The organism is Paenibacillus sp. FSL F4-0087, assembly GCF_038020215.1.
Classification (GTDB): domain Bacteria; phylum Bacillota; class Bacilli; order Paenibacillales; family Paenibacillaceae; genus Paenibacillus; species Paenibacillus taichungensis.
Genome location: NZ_JBBODJ010000001.1, coordinates 2,134,526 through 2,158,216 on the forward strand (window position 1 = coordinate 2,134,526; position 23,691 = coordinate 2,158,216).

The 23,691-nt window shown below is 46.5% G+C and carries 23 protein-coding genes; 12 read left to right on the forward strand and 11 right to left on the reverse strand.

The window, feature by feature from the left end:
• Positions 1 to 35 precede the first annotated feature (35 nt).
• Positions 36 to 407 (forward strand): ArsR/SmtB family transcription factor, encoded by a 372-nt coding sequence (locus tag MHB84_RS09925; protein ID WP_076290511.1) that lies wholly within the window; start codon positions 36 to 38, stop codon positions 405 to 407.
• Positions 408 to 546: 139 nt separating this feature from the next.
• Here MHB84_RS09925 and MHB84_RS09930 read toward each other — a convergent pair whose 3' ends face one another.
• The 8 genes from MHB84_RS09930 to MHB84_RS09965 all read right to left on the reverse strand — a co-directional run bounded on the left by MHB84_RS09930 (position 547) and on the right by MHB84_RS09965 (position 7,892).
• Positions 547 to 1,707, reverse strand: a complete 1,161-nt coding sequence (locus MHB84_RS09930) for an AI-2E family transporter (RefSeq protein ID WP_076290512.1) — start codon at positions 1,705 to 1,707, stop codon at positions 547 to 549.
• 318 nt (positions 1,708 to 2,025) lie between these two features.
• A complete protein-coding gene (locus MHB84_RS09935; RefSeq protein WP_076290513.1) occupies positions 2,026 to 3,060 on the reverse strand; it encodes an LLM class flavin-dependent oxidoreductase in 1,035 nt (344 codons plus the stop codon).
• A 164-nt stretch (positions 3,061 to 3,224) separates the two neighbouring features.
• The gene (locus tag MHB84_RS09940) at positions 3,225 to 3,536 is read right to left on the reverse strand and encodes an ArsR/SmtB family transcription factor (RefSeq protein ID WP_063567799.1); all 312 of its coding nucleotides are present in this window, start codon (positions 3,534 to 3,536) and stop codon (positions 3,225 to 3,227) included.
• Between the two features lie 147 nt (positions 3,537 to 3,683).
• Positions 3,684 to 4,361: an NAD(P)H-dependent oxidoreductase gene (locus tag MHB84_RS09945; protein WP_076290514.1), complete on the reverse strand. Its 678-nt coding sequence runs from the start codon at positions 4,359 to 4,361 to the stop codon at positions 3,684 to 3,686.
• A gap of 264 nt (positions 4,362 to 4,625) precedes the next feature.
• A complete protein-coding gene (locus MHB84_RS09950) occupies positions 4,626 to 5,084 on the reverse strand; it encodes a DUF523 domain-containing protein (protein ID WP_076290515.1) in 459 nt (152 codons plus the stop codon).
• Between the two features lie 60 nt (positions 5,085 to 5,144).
• Positions 5,145 to 6,407, reverse strand: a complete 1,263-nt coding sequence (locus tag MHB84_RS09955) for a hypothetical protein (protein WP_076290516.1) — start codon at positions 6,405 to 6,407, stop codon at positions 5,145 to 5,147.
• Complete coding sequence (locus tag MHB84_RS09960; protein WP_083679010.1) at positions 6,404 to 6,982, reverse strand: sigma-70 family RNA polymerase sigma factor; 579 nt, start codon at positions 6,980 to 6,982, stop codon at positions 6,404 to 6,406. Before MHB84_RS09960 ends, MHB84_RS09955 begins: the two co-directional genes overlap by 4 nt.
• A 175-nt stretch (positions 6,983 to 7,157) precedes the next feature.
• A complete protein-coding gene (locus tag MHB84_RS09965) occupies positions 7,158 to 7,892 on the reverse strand; it encodes a class I SAM-dependent methyltransferase (protein ID WP_076290517.1) in 735 nt (244 codons plus the stop codon).
• Between the two features lie 167 nt (positions 7,893 to 8,059).
• Here MHB84_RS09965 and MHB84_RS09970 point away from each other — a divergent pair, with 167 nt between their 5' ends.
• On the forward strand, positions 8,060 to 9,415 hold the full coding sequence (locus MHB84_RS09970; RefSeq protein WP_076290518.1) for an MATE family efflux transporter: 1,356 nt from the start codon (positions 8,060 to 8,062) through the stop codon (positions 9,413 to 9,415).
• Between the two features lie 137 nt (positions 9,416 to 9,552).
• On the opposite strand, the gene MHB84_RS09975 is transcribed toward MHB84_RS09970, so the two are convergent.
• Complete coding sequence (locus MHB84_RS09975; protein ID WP_076290519.1) at positions 9,553 to 9,909, reverse strand: FlxA-like family protein; 357 nt, start codon at positions 9,907 to 9,909, stop codon at positions 9,553 to 9,555.
• 320 nt (positions 9,910 to 10,229) lie between these two features.
• On the opposite strand from MHB84_RS09975, the gene MHB84_RS09980 reads away from it, so the two are divergent.
• The 10 genes from MHB84_RS09980 to MHB84_RS10025 all read left to right on the forward strand — a co-directional run bounded on the left by MHB84_RS09980 (position 10,230) and on the right by MHB84_RS10025 (position 20,474).
• On the forward strand, positions 10,230 to 10,523 hold the full coding sequence (locus tag MHB84_RS09980) for a putative quinol monooxygenase (protein WP_076290520.1): 294 nt from the start codon (positions 10,230 to 10,232) through the stop codon (positions 10,521 to 10,523).
• A gap of 167 nt (positions 10,524 to 10,690) precedes the next feature.
• The gene (locus MHB84_RS09985) at positions 10,691 to 11,884 is read left to right on the forward strand and encodes an MFS transporter (RefSeq protein ID WP_076290521.1); all 1,194 of its coding nucleotides are present in this window, start codon (positions 10,691 to 10,693) and stop codon (positions 11,882 to 11,884) included.
• Positions 11,885 to 12,343 carry a heme-binding protein gene (locus MHB84_RS09990; RefSeq protein WP_076290522.1) on the forward strand — a complete coding sequence of 153 codons (459 nt, stop codon included), beginning with the start codon at positions 11,885 to 11,887 and terminating at the stop codon, positions 12,341 to 12,343.
• A 161-nt stretch (positions 12,344 to 12,504) separates the two neighbouring features.
• A complete protein-coding gene (locus tag MHB84_RS09995; protein ID WP_076290523.1) occupies positions 12,505 to 13,239 on the forward strand; it encodes an IclR family transcriptional regulator in 735 nt (244 codons plus the stop codon).
• A 514-nt stretch (positions 13,240 to 13,753) separates the two neighbouring features.
• Positions 13,754 to 14,611, forward strand: a complete 858-nt coding sequence (locus MHB84_RS10000) for a carbohydrate ABC transporter permease (protein WP_053779693.1) — start codon at positions 13,754 to 13,756, stop codon at positions 14,609 to 14,611.
• A complete protein-coding gene (locus MHB84_RS10005) occupies positions 14,608 to 15,492 on the forward strand; it encodes a carbohydrate ABC transporter permease (protein ID WP_076290524.1) in 885 nt (294 codons plus the stop codon). Before MHB84_RS10000 ends, MHB84_RS10005 begins: the two co-directional genes overlap by 4 nt.
• Before the next feature lie 54 nt (positions 15,493 to 15,546).
• A complete protein-coding gene (locus MHB84_RS10010; RefSeq protein ID WP_076290525.1) occupies positions 15,547 to 16,929 on the forward strand; it encodes an ABC transporter substrate-binding protein in 1,383 nt (460 codons plus the stop codon).
• A 131-nt stretch (positions 16,930 to 17,060) separates the two neighbouring features.
• On the forward strand, positions 17,061 to 18,068 hold the full coding sequence (locus MHB84_RS10015; RefSeq protein WP_076290526.1) for a LacI family DNA-binding transcriptional regulator: 1,008 nt from the start codon (positions 17,061 to 17,063) through the stop codon (positions 18,066 to 18,068).
• Between the two features lie 33 nt (positions 18,069 to 18,101).
• A complete protein-coding gene (locus tag MHB84_RS10020) occupies positions 18,102 to 19,094 on the forward strand; it encodes an N-acetylglucosamine kinase (RefSeq protein ID WP_076290527.1) in 993 nt (330 codons plus the stop codon).
• Between the two features lie 54 nt (positions 19,095 to 19,148).
• Positions 19,149 to 20,474: a 6-phospho-beta-glucosidase gene (locus tag MHB84_RS10025; RefSeq protein ID WP_076290528.1), complete on the forward strand. Its 1,326-nt coding sequence runs from the start codon at positions 19,149 to 19,151 to the stop codon at positions 20,472 to 20,474.
• A 257-nt stretch (positions 20,475 to 20,731) separates the two neighbouring features.
• Here MHB84_RS10025 and MHB84_RS10030 read toward each other — a convergent pair whose 3' ends face one another.
• Together MHB84_RS10030 and MHB84_RS10035 are read right to left on the reverse strand one after the other, a co-directional pair.
• Positions 20,732 to 21,961, reverse strand: a complete 1,230-nt coding sequence (locus MHB84_RS10030; protein WP_076290529.1) for a glycosyl hydrolase family 8 — start codon at positions 21,959 to 21,961, stop codon at positions 20,732 to 20,734.
• A gap of 464 nt (positions 21,962 to 22,425) precedes the next feature.
• Positions 22,426 to 23,646 (reverse strand): TraB/GumN family protein, encoded by a 1,221-nt coding sequence (locus MHB84_RS10035; protein WP_076290530.1) that lies wholly within the window; start codon positions 23,644 to 23,646, stop codon positions 22,426 to 22,428.
• Positions 23,647 to 23,691 lie beyond the last annotated feature (45 nt).

Genomic DNA, 23,691 nt, shown 5'->3' on the forward strand with positions numbered 1-23,691 from the left:
ATCAAAGGTTGAGTTAATATAGGTGGTGATAGGAAATGGAACAACCGGTTAAAGCTCCAGCCGAATGCGACGCGGCCTGCTCTGGAACAGAGGCTGACGTGCAGACCATTCGTGCTTCTCTCATGGATCGCGAGACCTCTTCCGAGATGGCTGATTGGTTCAAGGCTTTCAGCGACCCGACACGGCTTCGTATTATTGATGCGCTGTTACAGAAGGAATTATGTGTGCACGATCTGACAGTGCTGCTCGATATGGGACAGTCGGCCATTTCGCACCAGCTGCGGTCACTCCGCAACATGCGGATTGTCAAGCGGCGCAAAGAAGGCAAGACCGTGTATTATTCTCTGGATGATGCACACATTGAGCAGATTTTCCTGCAGACGCTCCAGCATATTAAACATAGCTAGGCATTAGCCTGCCTGTTCACACAACAGAACCCCCGTCTCTCGGTTATTAGCCGATGGACGGGGGTTCTGTTGTATAAGGGCACCGTTTTGCCTGAAAAGAGGTTTATCAGGGATCAAACAACGGATATGCCCGCTATAGTTACAGTAGATTGTTATTCTTCGGATCATACAGGCCGGATCTTTCCTTGAACCAGTTGAAGATATGCGACACACACACTTTCAACACCGCGTATCCTGGAACGGCTAACAGAATGCCCACTACACCGAACAGATTACCTGAGGTCAGAATGACAAAGATAATCGTGATGGGGTGAATCCTGAGCGTTTTGCCCATAATCTGAGGTGAGATGAATTTACCCTCAATTAATTGCACGATTGTCCACACCGCTACCATCTTCAGCAGCATCACCGGGGAAGTCACCAGAGCCACAATCAACGCAGGCGTGATCGCGATTGCAGGTCCCAGGTACGGTACAACACTCGTGAAAGATGCGATAATCGCAAGAATCAGCGCATAATCCAGACCAATAATCATATAACCGATGTAGAGCAGAATGCCGATGCAGAAGCTGACGATAATCTGTCCACGAATGAACGAACTGATCTGGTGATTGATATCTTCCAGCACATGCATTGCACCTGTACGGCTCTTGATTGGCAGGAAAGACAGGATTTTGGACGGAAGCTTCTTGCCGTCTTTCAACAGATAGAACAGAATAAAAGGAACCGTTACAATGGACAGCACCGTCTCGGTGAACGCTCCAAGGAATCCGCCCAATTTGTTCCAGGTCGAGTTCAGAATTTCAGTGGCTTTCTGGGAAATCGTACCCCACCAGTCCTGAGAATTCAGATTCACTGTCTCCTGGAACTGACCGAACAGCTTGCTGCCCGTAAGCTGCTCAAACTGCTGTTTGACCGTCTCACTGTACGTTGGGAAATTTTCAATCAGCCCCACAATCTGGTTACGTACGACCGGAATGACCGCCAGCACAACGACTGTCAGAATCCCCCCGATAGCGAGATATAAGATCAAAATGGACCAGCCGCGCTTGATCTTCCACTTTTCCATAACATCCACAATCGGATTCAGCAGGTAATAGAGAATACCCGACAGAATAATCGGAAGTACAATCGTCTTGATCAGCACCGCGAGCGGGTGCAAAACAAAGGATACTTTGGTAAGAACCATCACGTTCAGTCCTACCAGCAGCAGAATTAACAGAAAAAGGACAAACTTATTATTCAAAAAAAATCGTTTAAACCGATCCGGCCAAATGCGGGGTTGCTCAGGTTGCTCCATAGGCGTGTCTTCCTCTCTTATGTATCCTTTATCAAAAGCATAAGCTGTAAACCTGCATGTTTCTTGACTGCGCATAAAGTTGCTTGTACAAGCCAACATATGTATAACACACTGAGTTTATACGTATGGCGCTGTTTAACCGTTTCAAATTAGACCAGTAAGTTCATTTTACCCTAAAAAGAACCTTATGCCCCATACGTCTCCTTTGAAAAATATCCCTACCAAAAAACGGCTCGCCTCCGAAGAGACAAACCGTTAATATCTAAGCAACATTCGAGCCTTATGTTCACGTCCGATATTGCATTTTTGCTTTTTTATTTATGCTTTTCCCGCAAGTTGAGCAATCAGCTCATACGAGTGTAAGCGTGCCTGATGATCATAGATCATCGACGTAATAATCAGCTCATCCGCTTGGGTCTGAGCAATAAATGATTCCAGTTGACCACGCACGGTCTCTGGAGAACCGTTCACAGCTGCTTTCAGCGTCTGCTCTACACCAGCTTTCTCACGATCTGTCCACTTGCCCTCCATATCCGCTGGTGGCTGCACCAATCCGGTTGTCCCACGAATAATGTTCAGGAACTGCTGCTGCATCGTTGTACCAAGCCATGCAGCTTCTTCGTCGGTATCCGCCACGACAGCATTTACACCCACAATAACATGGGGCTCTTTCAAGTGATCGGATGGCTGGAAGCTGCTCCGATACGTTTCAAGTGCAATCCGGGTGTAATCCGGTGAGAAATGGCTGGCAAAAGCAAACGGCAATCCCAGCTGTCCGGCGAGACGAGCACTGAAATCACTGGAGCCGAGCAGGTAAATCGGGATGTTCAATCCTTCACCCGGTACAGCACGAACAGGTGCATGGTACGATGTAGCAGAAGCATCGAAGAATGCTCTAAGCTCAGCCAGCAATTCAGGGAAATCTTCACCACTGTTCAGGTCTTTACGCAAAGCAAGAGACGTACGTCGATCACTCCCCGGTGCACGGCCCAGCCCAAGGTCAATACGGCCTGGATACAGAGATTCCAGTGTACCAAACTGCTCGGCTATAACAAGCGGCGCATGGTTAGGCAACATGATTCCGCCTGATCCGAGACGAATGGTCTTCGTTCCACCTGCAAGGTAACCAATGACAACCGAGGTCGCGGAAGAAGCGATGCCTGGCATGTTGTGGTGTTCCGCTACCCAGTAACGGTGATATCCCCAACGCTCTGCGTGCTGAGCAAGATCCAGACTGTTGCGAAGCGCATCCGCAGGCGTGGCACCCACAACGACAGGAGCCAAATCCAGAATGGACAATTTAACGTCGTTAATATGTTTTTTATAGGATGAAGCTGTGTTTTCGGTAGACATAATAGAAAGTTCTCCTCTGTGATTATATTTTTATTTTTGTATATCCAGATATATAGATGTAAAAGCACAAAAAAATGATGTGGCAGAGCTGCTCCTCTAGCCGTTTACATCCGGACGGAATACCCGCCTGCACCTGCATTCTTGCTTCCGTCTCGGCGTCCGGCTTATAGCTCGTGCTGTACGTACTCGGCAAATTGACGAATGGTTTCTTCGTTGCGGCGATAATACGTCCACTGTCCCCTACGCTCGGAGATCAGCAACCCGGCTTTGAGCATGGTCAGCAGATAGCTGGATATGACGGATTGAGCCAGTCCGGCCTTCACCTGAATCGTTCCAACACATATGCCGCTCTTTCCAGCATCCGGATGCTGGGATAACTCCAGCGGTGGAAAGTGTTGCTCCGGGTTTTTGAGCCACAACAGAATCTGTCGACGTGTCTCGTTGGATAATGCTTTGAATATGAGTATAGGTTCCATGGGTAAGATTATACCGCCTTTCTTTCATTTTGCAAACCAAACAGACCGATTCGACGAAGGAACCGGCCTGCCAATAAATACATGTGTATACGTTTAGAACTTGGTGCTGACCGTTTCTTTTACTTGTTCGAGCATGGACTGATAAGCTTAATCAATCCACTGCGTGATTTTATCCAAAGGCTGACGGGATTTCTCACGTGGTGGATCTTCCGCCCGATAACCAAAGGCTGCCATGACGGAAACATCCCATAGTCCATCCTCCAGTAAACCTTCCTCTGTCAGAATACGATGTACGGCCTCATAGTTAAACCCTTCAATTGGGCAGGAATCGATACCAATCAGCGCTGCAGCAGTCATCATATTACCGAGAGCGATATAAGTCTGTTTCGACGCCCAGTCAAATAAAGTACGCGGGTTCTCAAGCATTCGTTGGTTCTTCTGAAATTTGCCATAAGCTTCACGAGTCAACTCAAATACGTCATTTGGCATGCCCTTAATTTCTTTCAGCATATATTCCGCGTAAGGCGAGTTATAACTCGCATCAGACCGCGCCAAAATAACAATAAAATGGCTGGCCTTCGCCAATTGTTTCTGAGCCCCGGAAGAAACTTCGGACAGACGCTTGCGCAAGTCCGTGTTCTGCACAATCAGAAATTTCCAAGGTTCCAAACCAATTGAGCTTGGCGACAACCGTCCCGTTTCTAGAATAAACTCAAAATCTTCTGGCGAAATGATACGTGAAGCATCAAACTGTTTGGTTGCATGCCGGAAATAGTAAGCGTTCAAAATATTTTCTTTCGTAATGGCTTTTGCCGAGGATTCCATATGATCTGCACATCCTTTTCTTGTTTATGTTCAAGTTTATGGTCTAAACCTGAATACCTGAGTATTATTTTAGATTTTATAATCAAAATATAAAAGTACGCACAATAATGTTTCTTAGTTCATAAAAGTAACTATTGTTATCTAACAAGGTTTTCAGTGATTAATGGTGCCCTATTATAACAAAAAACAAGTCGCCATGGACCTGCTACTCTCCAAGGCGACTTACCTGTGATTCATGTCAGAGATAATTAAAATTACAACAATTTAGAGCTGTTCCATGAACTCATTTTCCGAGATAACCGTAAATCCCTCTTGCCGCAGCAAAGCAGACGTAACCCCTTCGCCCACGACTTTGTGGTTGGCAAAATTCCCATCGTAGATCATCTGTGTACCGCAGGAAGGACTGAATTCTTTGAGCACTACACAGGTGACATCCAGTTTTTGCGCCCATTCAAGTGTCTGATAGGCCCCTTTAATGTACAGATCCGTGACGTCCTTGCCACTCTTCTCAATCACCTTGGCTGTACCTGACAGCACATCCTTGCCCGTACCACCGATAATTTCAGCTGGTTCTCGCGGGGTGGAAAATCCTCCAAGCAGCTCCGGACAGACCATCTTTGCCTGTTCCTGCTCCACAAGCTCCTGAATCTTTGCATCCAGACTCGCTGTTCCGTTGTAACGGCAGGCTACGCCAGCTAGACATGAACTCACCAAATATTTCATCGTTATGCTCCTTATGCTCCAATCATCTATTAAATTGATTGTACCATATGGAATCAAGTCTTAGAGGTTGGTATCCAATGTGATCATCGTAATCCTTGCATCTTCTTCATATCGAACCTTAAAAGTATGGTAAACCTCTGTCTCTGCTGAACGGAATGTGACCATTCCAAGCGTATTTGGATCTCTTTCAAGTTTATATAGATCAAGGTCGATTTTGAATATTTGTTTGATTATTGGTGCTGCATTCTGCCTGATTACACTTTCCTTCATGTTACGTAACTTCTCAAAGTAATGCTCATACTCTTCCTCAGTTTCAAGATTTGGAATCCCCCTCTGGAAATCCATTACAGTGTATTCGTTACTAAATCTCCCACCAATTTCTCTCACTAAGTACCGATCTCCAAAATATAGGTACGTTGTATCTTCAGGCTTCTTGTCGTTTTGTTTAAATATTATATCTTTCAAATCAGGTGCGGGCTCACCAGACAAGGCTTCAATCGACATTCTGGCATCTGTTATTAATTCTTGTGATACAGTATCAGAACTCACACTACCAGAAACGGATACTGCTTCATCCCTTGTCCATTCGATACTGCCACTGCCCCTACTATTCTCCAAAAACAATGTAGTGAACCATACCGGTTTTTCCTGACCCTGCTTCATTTTCACATAACGTCTGGCTGAGATCGGTTTTAGCGTAGGGTCACTGTTTATCCCTTCAAGAAGTGAAGGAATCTGGCGCAAGTACCGATGCTCCAGCTCATTAGCTGCCATCTCCCGTCTCATCTGTACCTCACGTAGATTGCCTGTTGCCGCATCAAGCCAGATCAACGCATATTCTTCGTCACCTTCTTTTCCAGCCTCGACATATACTCTTCCAGAAACAGGAAGGTCCTGCACTTTGGTTATACGTAATTGTTTGCCAAGATAGTCTCGCATCGTTACAGCTACATTCTTTTTCATCTTGTCTGTGAGCAGGCTCATGCCTGCATCATCCGTATATTGCAGCGCTGCTGTGGGATACACTGTTTCAATCACAGGCTCCACAATTTGTCCGTTCCAGAGAATGACCGCCGCTGCCACGGCTGCAATCGTCGTGTACGCCATAACGGCTCTGCGGGAGCGAAAACGACGTCTGTGTGGATTGGGCAGTTTTTTTTGCTCGACAGACTTAACCCCAGCATTACTCATTTCCTGTGCAGATCCCGATTTGAGCCAGGCTACCTGGCGAAGTACGTTCTGCTTATGCTCCTCGGTAAAAGGAGACGCCGCAAACGGCTCCTGTCTGACTACTTTTCCCCATTCGTCGTCCTTATGTTTCATTCGCTCCACTCCTCCCACTGTTTCCGTACTTTGGCCCTCGCCCGGGACAGTCTCGATTTGACCGTTCCCGCGCTGATGCCCAGCATTTCCGCAATTTCACTCGTCGTAAGCTCATACTTCAGATGCAGCAAAAGTAATTCCCGGAATTTATCCGGCAGAGCCATGATGATGTCCCAGATTTCATGAACGTGCTCCCTGCTGATCGCCTCGGCTTCGGCAGAAGGGTGAACAAATTTTTCAGGCTTCATCTCACCCATGCTCGCATTCCTCTGTTCCGTGTGGATTGGCAGTGTCTCTCCCCATAAGCTGCTGCGAAAAAATCTGGACTTCCGGTATGTAAATGTCGTGTTCCTAGTAATGGTCAGCAGCCATGTCTTCAATGAGCATTCTCCTCGAAAATGGGCGATACCGGAATACGCCCGGATAAACACCTCTTGTGATAATTCATCCGCCTGCTCGGTACTTTTGGTCAGAAAGTACGCGTAGTTCCATACGTCGTTCCCGTACTCATCCATCATGCAGCTAAGTGTGTAATTGTCGATCGTCTGAGCGTGTGCCAGATATTGATAGTCCAACTGATGTTCACCTCACTTAATAAGACTGCATCCCATCGGGTTTGGTTCCCAATCGGTTTATTTCTTACCCTTCTCCTGCAAAATAAAATAAACCAGCAAGGTCCACATGTACTGAACGCGCTGGTCTATCTATGATAAAAACCCATAAACTTCATTTTGATGCCGAAGCTGCTACTCAAGCCTTAACCGCATTAATCATCAGAAACATCGGTCGACGATTCTCGTCTCGCATACCGGGAACCTGCTCCATCATCTCAGGAGATGGTTTGGACTCGGCTACCTGTTGAATGACAAAACCAGCTTGAATCAATTCATTCAGATGTGTCGCCACTGTCCGATGATATTTCACCACGTCTTGGTTCAGAAAGTTCGCTACCCGCTGCCCTTCCTCTTGATAATGATCCAAAGGCCAATGCAGTATTTCACCCTGAGGTCCATAATGCCAGTCCTGCTCCGCTCGTGCCGTGAAGATGGGATGTTCCGCAGACAAGACAAACGTACCTCCTTGAACAAGACATGCATTGATTTTGGCGTATACCTGATCCAGACGCTCGATATAATGCAAAGCCAGTGAGCTAATCACCACATCAAATTGTCCGGGTGCAAAATCAATATCCTCAATCGCCATACGCTGGTACTCGATATGAGGATCATCCGTCATCTCGCGTGCACGTTGCAACATATTTTCAGACAAATCCACGCCAACCACAGAACTCGCCTGTTGCTCACGTACATATCGACAGTGCCAACCAAAGCCGCACCCCAGATCCAGTACGTTCTTGCCCTTTAATTCAGGCAGCATCGTTTGCAGTTCATGCCACTCGCCAGCAGCCTCCAGCCCTTGGGTTGACCGGGCCATCTGACTGTAATTGCCGAAAAACCCGGCTTCATCGTATTTGTTTTGCTTCATAAAGAGATTCCCTCCCGTATCAAAAAAGATGCTCTATTAACTCTACCATATAAACGGTCATCTTTTGGAAAAGTTGCCAACCAAATTCTCGGCATGTTATTATACAGAACGAACGTTCAGTATAATAACATATAGAACGAACATTCAGTATACTAACGGAGGTCATCATGAACACAAATTGGACGCATCCATTAGAAAGGCAATCTGTAGGTAAGGCATTTGTAAGCTACCTCGTGCCTTCCATATTAGGGATGCTCGTTATCGCTTTCAACTTTATTATCGATGGCATTATGGTTGGACACAAACTAGGTTCTACAGCGCTAGCCGGAATCGGAATTGCTTCTCCTGTCTATACGCTTTTTGTAGCCATGTCGCTATGGATTGGAATGGGCGGGGCAACCTTGTATTCCACTTATATGGGTAAGAAGGATCTCACGACAGCGAGACAACTCTTCACCAAATCCATTACGATTATTTTGCTGATTACGATGGTTATTGGATATACCGCATATACTTTCAGAGATAAGCTTGTCTTTGCCCTTGGCGCCAATCCTGAAACATTCCCGTTTGCTGCGGACTATATGAATATTATGCTCTTGTTCGGTTTTGTCTTCACCATTGAGAATGCACTCACGATTTTTGTTCGTAACGACGGAAATCCCAATACATCCATGTATGCTCAGATTACGTTTGCAGTAGCCAATATTGTGCTCAACTATATAACGTTATACGTGCTCGAATGGGGCGTACGTGGCGTTGCGATTGGTACAATTGTATCAGCATCTCTGGCGCTTCTTGTGTTGCTAACTCACTTTTTCAGAAAAAATAATAATCTTAAATTTACCCGTTTCAACTGGAATTCCAAACTGCTGGCTTCCATTGTACTCATTGGTTTCCCCAGCTTCCTGGCTGAACTGGGCATGTCCGTCTTCTCCATCTCTCACAACATTTCACTGGATCGGATTGCGGGCACGGATGGCGTAGCATCCTTTACAGTCTTGAACTATATTCATGGTGTTGTTCTCCTGGCATTCCTCGGTCTGGCCTCCGCTGCCCAACCTTTGGTCAGTTATTATCACGGAGCCAAACAGATGGATCGGGAAAAACAGACCATTCGTTTAGCCTCCAGAACGGCTCTGGCATGTGGGGTCCTGCTGTTACTCGTTGTACAACTAGGCGCACCTTATTTTGTGCAAATCTTCGGGAACTTCAGTGCCAGCGTGACGGATAACGCCGTGTACGGTCTGCGAATATTTACTTTTGCATACTTGTTCATGGGTATTAACTTTGTCATGAGTACGTACTTCCAATCTGTCGGAAATGCCAAAATGGCCATCTGGATTACAGCTGCACGCGAGATGATTATTATGGTTGCTCTGATTGCGATCCTCCCTTCATTCTTCGGTGTCACCGGCGTATGGCTTGCCGTTCCGCTATCCGAGATGGTGGTTCTGGTGACTATCGGCATGTACTATAAAAAAAGATCCATCTCTGAACGGATAAACAGTTTAACGCTTGAATAAAGCATGTACATGTAAAATTCAAAAGACCTGTTTGATCTATAGAGATAAGGCAGGTCTTTTTGGTTAAGCCAATCTGCTATAACTTATCGATTAGTAGGTTTTTTTAAGATATCTTAAATTAAGTCCTGTATTCCCTCTTATACCCGTATATCAAAACGACCGTTGCTGTCCGTCGTTGCATTTGCAATTTCTTGCGGGGACGCTGCTTGTATGCCATTGGTTGGCGGTTTGGCTGGCGGTGCTTCTTTGGTGGCGGTTGCCCCGCTGCTCTGGGAGCTTTGCTGCGAGATTTGAGCTTCGATTTGCTTGATTTGCTGCTGCAGCTGCTTCGTTTTGGTCTCCTTGGTTTTATCATCGTCCTTGCTGGATTGCACTTTCTCCAATTCGGCCTCAAGCTTCGTCTTTTGTTTCTCCAACTCGCTTGTGCTGTTCGAACTCGATGAAGATGTGGATATGTAGGATGTCGTAGAACTTGCTGCTGAAGAAATATTCATCGTTGATCTCCTCCTCTTTCTTGGTTCCACTATACCCAATCCAGACGAAAGGAACGTTAAAATCAACTGAAAGGTTGCTGAATGGGTTCTTTATTAGAAACTTTCTAACATTTTTTGAAAATCTCCTATGATTCACCTATGATAGGCCATGCTGCATGCATTTTTTTCATATTTCAGTAACAGATCTTTCTTTTAACCCCTTTGGAGAATCACTGTACAGAAAAAATATCGGCTTAGAGACACAGTAATATCGTTACTCAATTATTGTTTAGGTTTTATCAACAAGAGATCAACAAAATTTTTATTAAGAGGTGTATTTTATGAATGTCATTACCATTTGTGCGATTCTAAAAGCAAAACCTGGGCAAGAGGAACGGCTACGCGATGAATTGATCAAACTTATTGAACCGTCTCGTGCAGAGAAAGGTTGTATACAGTACAAGCTGCATAAATCGCTTGAAAAAGAAGACACATATGTTTTTTATGAGTCTTGGGCTGACGAAAATGCCATAATCGCACATGTGAATACCGAGCATTATCAAACATACCAGAAAAATATAGAAACCATAATTGACAGCATGGATGTGTATCATTTGGAAAGCATTGAGACATAAGGTCAAAGCGAAGTACGTTGTTATCGTTTATGTAAAAATCAATCGATCCTCCAATTGGTATTATTATTGTATCCACCGAGAAAAGTTTCTTTTATAGAAACTTTTTTTCTTTATTTGAACTCAATTAAGTTCTCACTTAATATTGGCCTACATAAGGAGGTGAACGTATGAATTCAAAGATTTTTATAGCACTAATGTCACTTGCAATAAGTGCTTTTGCTATTGGAACGACAGAATTTGTTATTGTCGGTATTCTGCAAGAGGTAGCCACCGATCTTGGCATATCGGTAACGCAAGCTGGGACCCTGGTGTCAGGGTATGCAGTGGCCCTTGCTATCGGAACCCCAATCGTCGTAGTTATTACCGGGAGATTGCCTAAAAAGGGATACCTGATGTTCCTCATGGTCGTCTTCACTTTAGGGAATGCTCTAGCAGCAATATCTTCCACCTATTTCCTTTTGCTTTTATCCAGGATAATTACAGCTATTGCACATGGTGTATTTTTCGCTGTTGCAGCTACAGTGGCCGCAGATATGGTGCCTGCTAACAAGAAAGGCACCGCCATCTCCATTATGTTCACTGGGTTAACCGTCGCTACCATTTTGGGTGTTCCCCTTGGAACCTATATCGGGCAGGAATTTGGTTGGCGAATGTCATTTGCCGTGGTCGCAGTTTTAGGGCTGATAGCCTTGTTGGTCAGTCTTGTGGCAGTAGAAAAAGTCCCACGTTCAATGCACTCACCGACCTTAAGAGATGTTGGAAGTTTGATTGTTAATCCTCGGATCATCACTGCCTTGTTAATGACGATTTTAGGTTTCGGCGGAACCTTCGCTTTATTCACGTATATCTCTCCTATCCTTGAAGAGATTAGCGGCTACTCATCTTCGTCTATTTCATGGCTACTGTTGATTTACGGTGTTGCTGTAGCCGTTGGGAATATTATCGGTGGGAAATTAGCAAATGGACATCCTGTAAAGTCACTTCGATTCGTATTTCTGTTTCAGGGCATTGCTCTGCTGCTCCAAATATGGCTATTGCCCAACAAGGCGCTCACCATTTTGTCTCTCATATTAATGGGTTTCTTTGCTTTTATGATGTCTCCCGGCGTACAGGCTTACATTCTAATGCTCGCAGAAAAGCTGGTTCCTTCTGCCAAGGATGTCGCTTCTGCATTAAACATCTCTGCATTTAATATTGGGATCGCTGCTGGTTCAACATTGGGTGGGCTTGCAGTAGACCACTTGCATATGATGGACACGGCTTGGATCGGTGCAATTATGGCAGGGTTCGCCTTTTTACTGGCAGCTATAAACTTCAGAATGGATAAGAAACAGAATCTTTTTGTTGAGGAGAGAGGATAAATGGATTTGAAATCACTAGAACTATTAGAGGAAGAATTGGAATTTACAAGTTTTAGCCATCAAGATGCTCTTGTCATTGGTAACAAGATTGTGCAGTATGCTCAAGAAAACAACGTAGCGGTGGCCGTGCATATTGAACGTAACCGAGTTCCCGTGTTTACACATCTCATGGATGGTACTTCGGAGGAAAACTACGTATGGTTATTTCGCAAAAAACGGATTGTCGATCACTATAACCGCAGTTCTGCCTACATCGACCAGCGCTTTATCCAAAGCGGTGCTTCTCATACAGAACACTCCCTGCTTTCCACTGCAGAATATCAAGCGGTTGGCGGTTCTATTCCCATCCGTGTCAAGGGTGTTGGCGTAGTCGGATCTGTAACGGTTGGCGGATTAACCGGTGAGTTGGATCATGCTTACGCAGTTGAGGGCATTCGCCTATTTTTAAAAGGAGAATAAGTGTCATGGTTATGGTCATAACCACTTAAATATACCTGAGAGGGTTTGGGCGTAAAGCTCTTCCCTCTCTTTTTCATTTGTAATGAGGTCAGCATAAAGAATGTAATCCGTTTATATGTCAATAATTCAATTATAATAATTTCCCGCTTAGAGGTGAATCAATGGATCAATATGAGGTTGCAACCCTAAAAAAAGGACTACTCATTCTAGACGCGTTGCAACAAGGTGCACCCATGAGACTGACTGAGATCATGCATCGGTTTAACCTTAACAAGTCTACAACTTTCCGTCTGCTATATACGCTGGAAATGACAGGATTTATTCAAAAAGATGGTCACACGTACAAAGCTTCTGAATTAAAGGGACACCATTCATCGTCTGCTAACACTCGACTTCACTGGTTAGTTGTTCCATCCCTGCATCAATTAGCACAGGATCTTGGCGAAACTGCCTATATCGGAGTTTTAGATGGAATGAAAGTCATGACAGTCCAAGTGGTGGAGGGCAATCATGCCATCCGTAGCCATACACGTGTAGGTGATTCAGCTTATGCCCATCTAAGTGCCTTTGGGAAAGTTATCCTAGCGTACCTAAGTGATGAACAACTAAAAAAAATGCTTACACATCTTACCCAGCACAAAGCAACAAAGCATACCTTTGACGACAACCATCTATTAAAAGAGCATCTAAACGTAATCCATCAACAAGGATACGCCGTTGATGATGAAGAAACAGAAGTGGGTTTACGCTGCGTTGCTGCTCCAATATTTTATAATGGTAAAGTGATTGCAGCATTGGCTATATCCGGCCCTGCCGCGCGATTAAGTCGAAAGAGAGACCGTGCGTTAAGTAAAAAATTGAAGGAATGCAGTGCACAAATTACCGGTCTACTTTGACCCGCTCACCTGCTTGAGTAGAAGAACGAATTCTATCATGCGGTAACTGACGCGTTAGGGAATCAACTTCGCTTCGACTTGACCGGAGTCGAAGCATATGATACGAATGCCAATTCGGACTTACTAGTACAGTTGGCCTAAAAATACAGTCCTTTCGTGAAAATTTCTTCCAAGAAATTTTGTGTGAATTTCGGATGACTGGAAAATTCCACCCAAACCTATCTATATCAGCCTTTTGCGAGGCGTTTTGACAGAACTTACGAAGCTTCAACGAAGGTAGCGCTTACAAATATCCAAAAAAAGGGTTGATAATTGAGAAACCATCCACTATGATAATCTCATCAGTCCGGATAATAAAGTTAAAGCACTTTAACTTTCAACTACATAACATCATATGAAACCTTTTTATTATGGGGAAACTCAAATCTGAAAGTTAAAGCGTTATAACTTTATATCAAATAGAAAGGTTGGTGTTTATGTGACCCATCGCGAAAGCCGGCGGCAGACATTTTACATGTACCTCTTCATCTCTCCATGGCTTATCGGTTTCTTCGTGTTTGCCTTGTATCCGATTCTGTCATCCCTTTATTACAGCTTCACGGACTATGACATTATCCACCCGCCGAAATATGTCGGACTCGCGAATTACAAAGAAATGTTTCAAAATGACCTGTTTTGGAAATCTGTTGTCGTAACGGTGCGCTATACCTTTATCAGTGTACCGATCCAGCTGCTGCTGGCACTTGGATTTGCTCTCCTGCTCAATGCGAAAATACCGTTCCGCGGATTTTTCCGCACGGCCATGTATTTTCCGAGCATGGTATCCGGCGTTGCCATGTCCTTGCTGTGGTACTGGATTTTCAACCCATCGATCGGTCTGTTCAATTACGTGCTGTCCTGGTTCGGCATTAGCGGCCCAGCCTGGCTCATGAGCCCCGATTATGCGCTTTACGCTCTGATGATTATGTCCTTCTGGACGGTGGGCTCAGGCATGATTTTGTTCCTTGCGGGACTTCAGGGCGTTCCTTCAAGCCTCGTGGAAGCCGCCAGACTTGACGGTGCGGGACGCTTCCGAATTTTCCTGAACGTGACGTTGCCCATGATTTCACCCGTACTTTTGTTCCAGTTGATTATGGGCGTCATTGATTCCTTCCAGGTATTTACACAGGCATATGTAATGACCCAAGGGGGTCCAAACTACTCGACCTGGTTCTATGTTTACAACCTGTACACCAGCGCCTTCAAGGAATACAGGGCAGGCTACTCCTCGGCACTCGCTTGGGTGCTGCTGATCGTCGTCATGGCGTTTACGGCGCTCATTATTAAACTCTCGAACCGTTATGTTCACTATGAAGGAGGCGGACGCAAATGAGTACGATTCCGACTGCCGGACCAGGGGCTTCACCTTCTGTGAATAAACGCCGGCGCAAACTCGATGCGGTTAGCATTGCCAGCTTCATTGCCCTGGTGGTCACCACCTTTCTCATGCTCCTCCCTTTGTTTTTCATGGTCTCGACCTCACTGAAATCGAAGAAGGAACTGCTGACGTTTCCTCCGACCTTTCTGCCGGAGTCCTGGCAGTGGAGTAACTACAGAGAAATTTTCGACACGCTTAACTTCGGTCAAATGTATATGAACAGTCTCATTATCGGCATTTTGACCGTTGTGGGCACCCTGTTTTCGTCGGCGCTTGCAGGCTATGGTTTCGCCAGATATCGGGGCAAAGGCAGCAACCTCTGGTTCATGCTCATGCTCAGCACCATGATGCTTCCATATCCGGCGATTATGATCCCACAGTTCATTCTCTTTTCCAAGCTGAACTGGATCGATACTTTCCTGCCGCTGATTGTCCCTGCGTTTTTCGGTTCGGCATACAACATCTTTTTGCTGCGACAGTTCTTCTCCACGCTGCCGGATGAGCTGTTTGACGCCGGACGCATCGATGGCTGCAGCGAGTTCCGGATGTGGCGACAGATCGCTTTGCCTCTATCCGGTCCGGCACTTGCAACCGTTGCGATCTTTGCCTTCATCTACAGCTGGAACGATCTTTTGACACCTGTACTCTATTTAAGCTCATCGGATAAGTTTACGCTTCCGGTCGGTATGTCTTCCTTCACATCTTCGCGTTTCCGAATTCCGCCGTGGCATCTGCTCATGGTTGCCTCCGTGCTCGCCATGCTACCGATCGTGACTCTGTTTGCGATAGCCCAGAAGCGGTTTGTAGAAGGAATTGTACTTACAGGCATCAAGTAAAGACTCCGTCGCAGGGGCGGCAAAAAAACTTGAATATATGGGGGACTGTAGTTCATGAAAACGATAAGGATCAAAAAGTCTTTTACACTTTTGCTTGCGACCAGCATGCTCGTCGTATTGGCATTGTCCGGCTGTAGCGGCGGCAAATCAGCAGGAGATGTCGTACCTGGTAACGATGGCGATAGCGCTAACTCAGGAGGGCAAGTAACCATAACGCACTACACCATCGATTCCGAGGATCGCACCTTTATCGAAAAGCTCGTTCCGGATTTTGAAGCCCAACATCCAAATATTAAGGTAAAAGTCGAGAAAGCTCCTTACGAGCAATTCGACAGTAAACTCCAAACACTGATTGCCGGGGGCAAATCGCCTGACGTCACAAGCCATTATGGATACGGCGGTTTTGCAGAGTATTACAACAAAGACATGCTGCTCGACATGAACGACATTATTAAGGAAGACGGATTTAAAGCGTCCGACTACAACATCCCGGATGATCTTATGAAAATCTACACCGTCAAAGACCAAGTCTACGGTATTCCGGTCAACATGTACGTCTCTCTGATGCTCTACAACAAAGACATGTTCGATGCTGCCAATGTTCCTTACCCTCCAAGCGATTACGAGGACAAGAGCTGGACGTTTGACAAAATGGTCGAAGACGCGAAGAAAATGACGCATGTATCCAATGATATTGCCAAAACTCAATATGGCGTTGACTTCACATGGTCCGAGCGCGATATGCGCCCGCTCTATTTCGGAGCCGAACCCTACTCCCAGGATACCTGGACCAACGGCGGCGTACCATCTGAGACTCATTTCGATTCGCCTGAAGTCATCGCAGCCTATAACAAGCTGTTCAACCTGATCTTAAAAGATAAAGTGTCTCCGACAACGGAATGGAGCAAAAGCGTAGCGGGGCAAAACGGCGATGCATTCGTAACCGGCAAGGTCGGTATGACCGTCAGCGGCTCATGGAGCCTTGCGGGCTCCAATGACTTCCCTTTCAAGGTTGGCGTAGCCGCAGTGCCTGCCGGCGGCAATGACAAGGTCCGCAGCGTGCTTTTCGTCGATCCACTCTTGATTCTGAAGGGCTCCAAACATCCGAAGGAAGCTTTTGAATGGATCAAGTATCTCGTCAGCGACGAAATTCAGGAAAAATCCATCGACCTGAGCGGTGGTAACCCTCCTGTAAATACGAAGGCAGCCGAAACCTATTACAAGCATTTTGATGGTATCGATGCGGCAGATGTGAAGAAGGTTTACGAAGGCGCTGTGGAATACGGATTTGAATCCTACAACCACCTGATCACCCACTATTCTCAGATCAACGACATGTTCATCAACGAGATGCAGCCGATCGATACCGGGCACAGTACCGTTGAAGAAGTAATGCCGACGATTCAGAAAAAGGTCATGGAAATTATCAAACGTTAACGCTAAACATTGTGCCGTCCCGCAAGGGGCGGTGCATCTATCAAATTAGCTTCGCGGCTAAGCCTCCGTACATGTATACTAATGTTAAGTCAATATAAAGTACGGAAAATCTGCCGCAAGGAGAATAAACAATGAAGGTTAGTATATTTGATGTTGCAAAGAAATCAGGGCTCTCCGTCGTAACGGTCTCTCGCGTCTTAAACGGTGCCGAATCCGTACGAGAGAAAAATAGGCAAAAGGTTCTGGAGGCTATCAAGGAGCTCGATTACCATCCCAACGCTGCTGCGCGGAGTTTAGCCCGCGGTAAGACAGGAATCGTCGGCTTGATCATGACCACTCTTCAGGATTCCTTCTTTGATACCGTCGTTAAAGAGCTGAACGAAGTGCTTGCACTTCACGGCTATTTTCTTGCCGTTTCGGTCTCTACCGGCATCGGCTCCGATGAAACCCATTACCTGATCCAGGAGGACCGGGTAGACGGACTTATTCTGCTCTCGCCGATGGAAGAGGATAACTACATCGTGGAACTGAAGCGGCGCAATATTCCTTATGTCCTCATCGACAATCAAAAGCCGGAGAATGATACTTTTTCGGTAACGATCGACAACTACAAAGGTGGCTATGCCGCTACGAAGCATCTGCTTGATCTCGGCCATACCTCCATCGCGCACTTAAGCGGACAAAACATGTTCCGCAGTACGAGAGAGCGTCGCAGCGGTTTCCTGCAGGCACTAAAGGAAAAAAATCTGGCTCCGTTTGAAATGATTACGGGCGATTTCGAAATCGATTTTGGTTATGACATCAGCCGCAAATGGCTGCGCGAGGGACGCCTTCCTTCCGCGGTGTTCGCGGGCGATGACCATATCGCGCTTGGGGTCGTGAACGCCCTCATGGAAGAAGGCATCAAGGTGCCTGAACAGGTAGCTATCGTCGGCTATGACGATCAGTATATTTCATCCAAATTGCACCCCCATCTGACAACGGTCCGGCAGCCTGCCGACCGCATTGGGGTTGCCGCTGCGGATATGCTGCTGAAACGCATGGACGGTACGATGAAACGCGGGGCTAATGTAAGGATCGATCCTGAACTCATCGTGCGAGAATCTACTGGATCACCAACAAAAGGTACGACCGGATAAAAAATATAACCTTATATATAGGAGTGACGACCATTGGCTTACTACTTGGGAATCGATGGGGGAGGAACAAAAACATACGCCCTGCTGACCGATGACTTCGGCAATGTGCTTGGCAAAGGCGTGGGCGGCAACGGCAATCACCAGATTGACCACGCCTTGGCCGCACAAAGCATACGGGAAGCTGCAGAAGGAGCTCTGAACGAGGCAGGACTGCGGATTCATGAAATCTCGCACACCTATTTCGGACTTGCAGGAGCAGATCGGGAAGTAGACTACCGAATCCTGCACCCTCTAGTTCAGGGAATCGGATTCACCCAGAATTACTCGATTAACTGTGACACCATGATCAGCCTGCGCGCAGGCACGAACCGACCTTACGGGGTCGCACTGATCTGCGGCACAGGCACCAACTCTGCAGGCCGTAATCCGGCAGGAGAACATGTGCAAGTCGGTGGTTTTGATTATATGTATGGCGATTTCGGCGGTGGCGGTTCCCTCAATATTGAGGTGTTCCGCTCTGTCATCCGTTCTTGGGACGGCCGTGAGCAGCCAACGCTCCTGACTCCCCTGCTGTTGAACTTTCTTGGGTATAACAGTGTCAGTGATATGTTCGATGACTTTCAGGATCATGGCAAGCATGTGCCCGTCCATGCAGCGAAGCTGCTGTTTGAAGCTGCCGTAGAGGACGATGCTGTAGCTCTGGAAATTCTGAACCGTCAAGGCGTAGAGCTTGGCAAATCAGCGGCTGCGGTGATCCACAAACTTGGAATGGAAAAGGACACGTTTGACGTTATACTGGCAGGAAGTCTGCTAACAAGGGGAGATCGCGGCTGGATTCGCAGAAAAGTTGAACAGACTGTTGCAACCGTTGCTCCAAATGCGACCATTGTAACTTTGGCAACCGAGCCCGTTGTCGGTGCCTTATGGTCTGCTATGGATGCAGGCGGACATGCGGTAAGCCATGATGTATATGACAAAATGAGGGCCTTCCGTGACTTCGAACATATTAAGCAAACAACAAGATAAACGTCTATAAACACTGTCATCATAATAAATTCTTAAAAGACTGGAGTGTGCAAAATGGCATATGAACAAGGGCTAAAAATAGCGGTAATCGGTGGTGGATCTTCCTATACTCCGGAGCTTGTTGAGGGGTTCATCCTCCATCATGCCGAGCTTCCTGTACGAGAGCTGTGGTTGGTAGATATTGAGCCGGGAGAACGCAAACTAAATATTGTCGGCAACTTGGCCAAACGTATGGTGGAGAAATCGGGTCTGCCGATTGAAGTACATTTGACGTTCGACCGCCGCGAAGCCATCAAGGGTGCGGACTTCGTCAGCACTCAAATGCGTGTCGGTATGCTTGACGCCCGTGGCCGCGATGAATCCATCCCCCTGAAATACGGTGTGATCGGTCAGGAAACCACCGGACCCGGAGGCATGATGAAGGCGCTACGGACGATTCCGGTCCTGCTTGATATCTGTCGTGATATTGAAGAACTCGCTCCTAATGCCTGGCTTCTGAACTTTACGAATCCGGCGGGTATGGTCACGGAAGCCATTCTGAAGTACTCCAACGTTAAAAGCATTGGTCTCTGTAATGCACCAATCGGCCTAATCAAGCAGACCTCGGTCAAATACGGCGTAGAAGCGGACCGCATCTATGCCGAGTTTGTTGGCCTGAACCATCTCCACTGGATTACGCGTATTGATGTGAACGGAGAAGACAAACTGGACGACATGCTGGCTGATACAGCCGGTTACAGCGCGAAGAACGTACCTGCACGGGAGTGGAATCCGGAATTCCTGCAATCCCTGCATGCCCTGCCTTCCTACTATTTAAAATACTTCTATATGACTGATGCCATGCTCGAAGAGCAGTTGGAATCTTTACAAACAGGCGGCAACCGTGCGGAAGTGGTTAAACGCGTCGAAGAAGAACTGTTCGAGCTTTACAATGACCCGGACCTGAAAGATAAACCGAAACAGTTGGAACAGCGGGGTGGCGCCTTCTATTCCGAAGCAGCCGTAAACCTGATGCGCTCACTGTACAACGGAACGAATGACATTCAGACGTTGAACGTAGCCAACCAAGGTATCATTGATTTCCTGCCAGACGATGCCAGCATTGAAGTCAACTGCGTGGTCACCAAAACCGGCCCCCTACCCCTGCCGCTAACCAAGGTTCCTCCAATGGCAGTTGGACTGATCCATGCGGTTAAAACCTATGAGCGCCTCGCCATCGATGCTGCAGTGACCGGCGATCGTGGATTGGCCATACAGGCATTGGCCCATCATCCTTTGGTCCCTTCGGTCGAAGTGGCGATTCAGATGCTGGATGAAATGCTCGAAGCCAACAAGGAATATTTACCGCAGTTCTTTACTGAATCTGCAGCTAATGCATAATTCGGCTGTCATCCATTCGTCCTGATGCCATTAGAAAAACGCCTATCGACGTAATTTCACATTAAACGAAACCGCCATATCCCAGGATTTCCTGAGGTATGGCGGTTTGTCGTTTCTAGGCATTTGCCCATCTACAACGCTTGCTCAAATCAATCATTAAATCATTCTCCTAGCTAGCTCCATCCATATTAAAAAGCAGGCAGGGAGCTAATTTCCCTGCCTACTTGCATATGAGCAACCAACGGATGATGAGTTGCTTAGTATGTCCACCAGTTGCCGGACATCACGATCATGGAGAACAGCTTAATGCTGTCTTCATAATAGCCTTCATTCGAGCTGCTGGCCGTTTTGGTCCAGACGGAATTCAGCCAGTTTTGATTCACGGACGAGGTCATAGCGCTGACACCAAACGGTGCATAGAACGCCCCGCTGCCGCCAGAACCTGTAACCGTGCCGTTGAGTTTATAACCATCCTTTACGTTGCTAGGGTTACCGCTTACTTTGGCTGAGATCCAGCTATTCATTTGATTGAGCTGATTGAGTGCCCGGCTGTCACCAGTCATCAGGTAATCCGTTGCAATCCGCCAAGGCGTACGACATGAGTTGTAATCGTAGCTGCCATCGTTCGCCCCTTCTAGAAAATTGGCTGAAGCAGGCTTGTATGTCGAGCCAGACAGAACGACGAAGTCTGGAAGCAATCCGGTTGATGAGCTGTACCCGTTGTATAAGGAGTTGATAATGGTATAGGTTTTGTCGATCACGTTCGCCCATTTGGCATCACCCGTTGCTGTCTGGAACGCCTTCAAGTGATTCAGCATAAAGTCCGATGGACGGGTAGCATTTTTGAAGGTGTTGTCCGTTGCCCAATCGCCAAGACGCAGCGTCCATTGGGACTGATTCACGTCACTTTGCATGATGGCATTGATGATGTCCTTGCCGGCCTGAAGATAGTTGATACTGCCGCTGCTACCCCACTGCTTGTCCGCAAGCAGGAGCGAATAAGCAATGTCCATGTCTCCATCCGTGGCCGAGTCAGCACCTTCAATGTTCTGGAAGCTGCTGTTTTGTTTCCAAGCCATCAGTTTCGAATTGTTGGCGCTCGGATGAGCTTTATAATATTGATAAAGTCCGTCGAAATAGGTCTGTGCATTGCCGTCATAACCAGCCATTAGAACCGTTGCCAGCATTCCGTACCCATGTGCCTCAGATACGGTATCCCCGTTGGACTGATATTTCACATAATACTTGCCTGTGCCCGCCGTTTTCAGATAAGCTGATTTCCAGCTGTCCCATTTCGCTTTAACGGAGCTGTCCATCGCACTTTGCGTAACATGATTAGGCTTGATCGAGCCGCTGGTATATGTCGTGTGCTGCGGGAACGGCTTGTTTGGAGCTGCGAAAGCAAAGCCCGCTGGAATCAGAAGAAAAGCGAGACAACACATCATAACAGCCTTGCTGCTAACCGAAAATCCCCTGTTTTTTCTCATAAATTTACGCTCCTTTTAGATCCAAATGGGTCTTGATCCATGACATAACCTTTAAGCCGAAAATTCAATGCAGCATCTTGAGGAAAAAACCATGATTCATTATTGGACTTGTGAGACACAATCACCTCCACCTAAAAGTTAAAGCGCTTTAACTTTTAAAACGCTTACATTTATTTTAATTGTTCTTCTAATATTTGTAAATAGACATTTCTGAGATTGAATCTAAAGTCCTGATTCGACATTTGCCAGTAAAAAAACGGAAATCAATGCACGGGGGTTTCTTACCGTAATTAATATCAAGCCTCCATTCACTCACGTATGGATGACTACTTGCTTCTTCGCATGCATACAAAAATCCCCCTCAAGTATCCAGTGCTTGAGGGGGATTTTATACATCTTTTTTTCCACTATTGTCTACCATCTGGGGAGAATACCAGACTCCCATATAAGAAGCTATAATTCTTTTATTTTCGTACCACTGTATATCCTTTATCTTTCAGCAACTTCACGATCCCATGATCGCCCAAGTAGTGCGCTGCACCAACCACGATGAAGTATTCTTCACCCTTGCCGTTTTTCAGGTAACCATCGATCTTATCAGCCATTCCAACATTACGGTCGATCAGCATTGCTTTGTTGTATTCTTCATCATCAGAGAAGCTGTTCGTCAGCTCCAGTAGTTGCTCGTCATTCCCTGTCTTCCACATTTCGGCCATTTGATTCACGCTGTCATCCAACACATCGAAATTGTCCAAAGTCGCTTTCAACGTTTTCTCTTGCAGCTCCTTAGAGAAGTCATTGAACATTCCCAATTGAGATTCATAGGTTTCCAACTCGATCACCGGAAGTTTGCGCTCAATTGCCTTCTGTATGAAGTACAGATCAACCCCCGCAGAAGCTTCATAGCCCGCTTTCATAGACTTGAGACTGGCTAATGTGCTCTCTACTACCCAAGGCTTAAAGGTATCCAGTGCATTAGGCTCCAATCCACTTTGCTTCAAAATATTGCCCAGTTGAGTATACGTCTCGCTGGAAATGTGATCTTTCAGTGTTGTGCCATCCTGATACGAGCCCAGATCCAGAACAATCTTCTGCTGCGCTTCTTCAGCCGCTTTGCTGATATCGATCTCTACGCCTAGGTAATCCGCCTCGGCAAAGGCTTCTTCAAACTCCTTACGCAATGGATAAAAGCTTTCATCCGCAATATGCATAGAACCTACCAGGTACACGGTGTTGCCGTTGCTTTCGACTTCCCACATGAAGCCACGTCCACCGGTTTGAACAGTTTCTGTTTCGCCACCTTTGGAAACCAGCAGCACTGTGCGTGTAGCAGCATCCCAGCGAACTTCATAACCAGCGGCATCCCCGACAATGCGAATCGGCGCGTACGTTACGCCATTAATGCGTGTAAGCTTGCTTTTCAAAGTAATCGTTTTGCCGTTAACGACAGCTGTAATTGTATCATCGGTTGCTGTCGTCAGCTTCACGTCCATTGCGTCCAGCGTGGAGCGCAGCGGCACAAGTGTTGTTCCTTTATTGTTAATCGGTGCACCCACCGTGTATTCAACCGTTTCGTCATTTACCTTTACCGATGTCTCTTGCGGAGAGGCCATAGCCGGTACTGCGGATGCGAGCAAACCTACCGAGATCGTCAGAGACAAGAGCATGCGTTTCCAGTTTTTCATATTATGTATTCTCCTTTAAGAATGAAATAATGAAAAGATATGTTC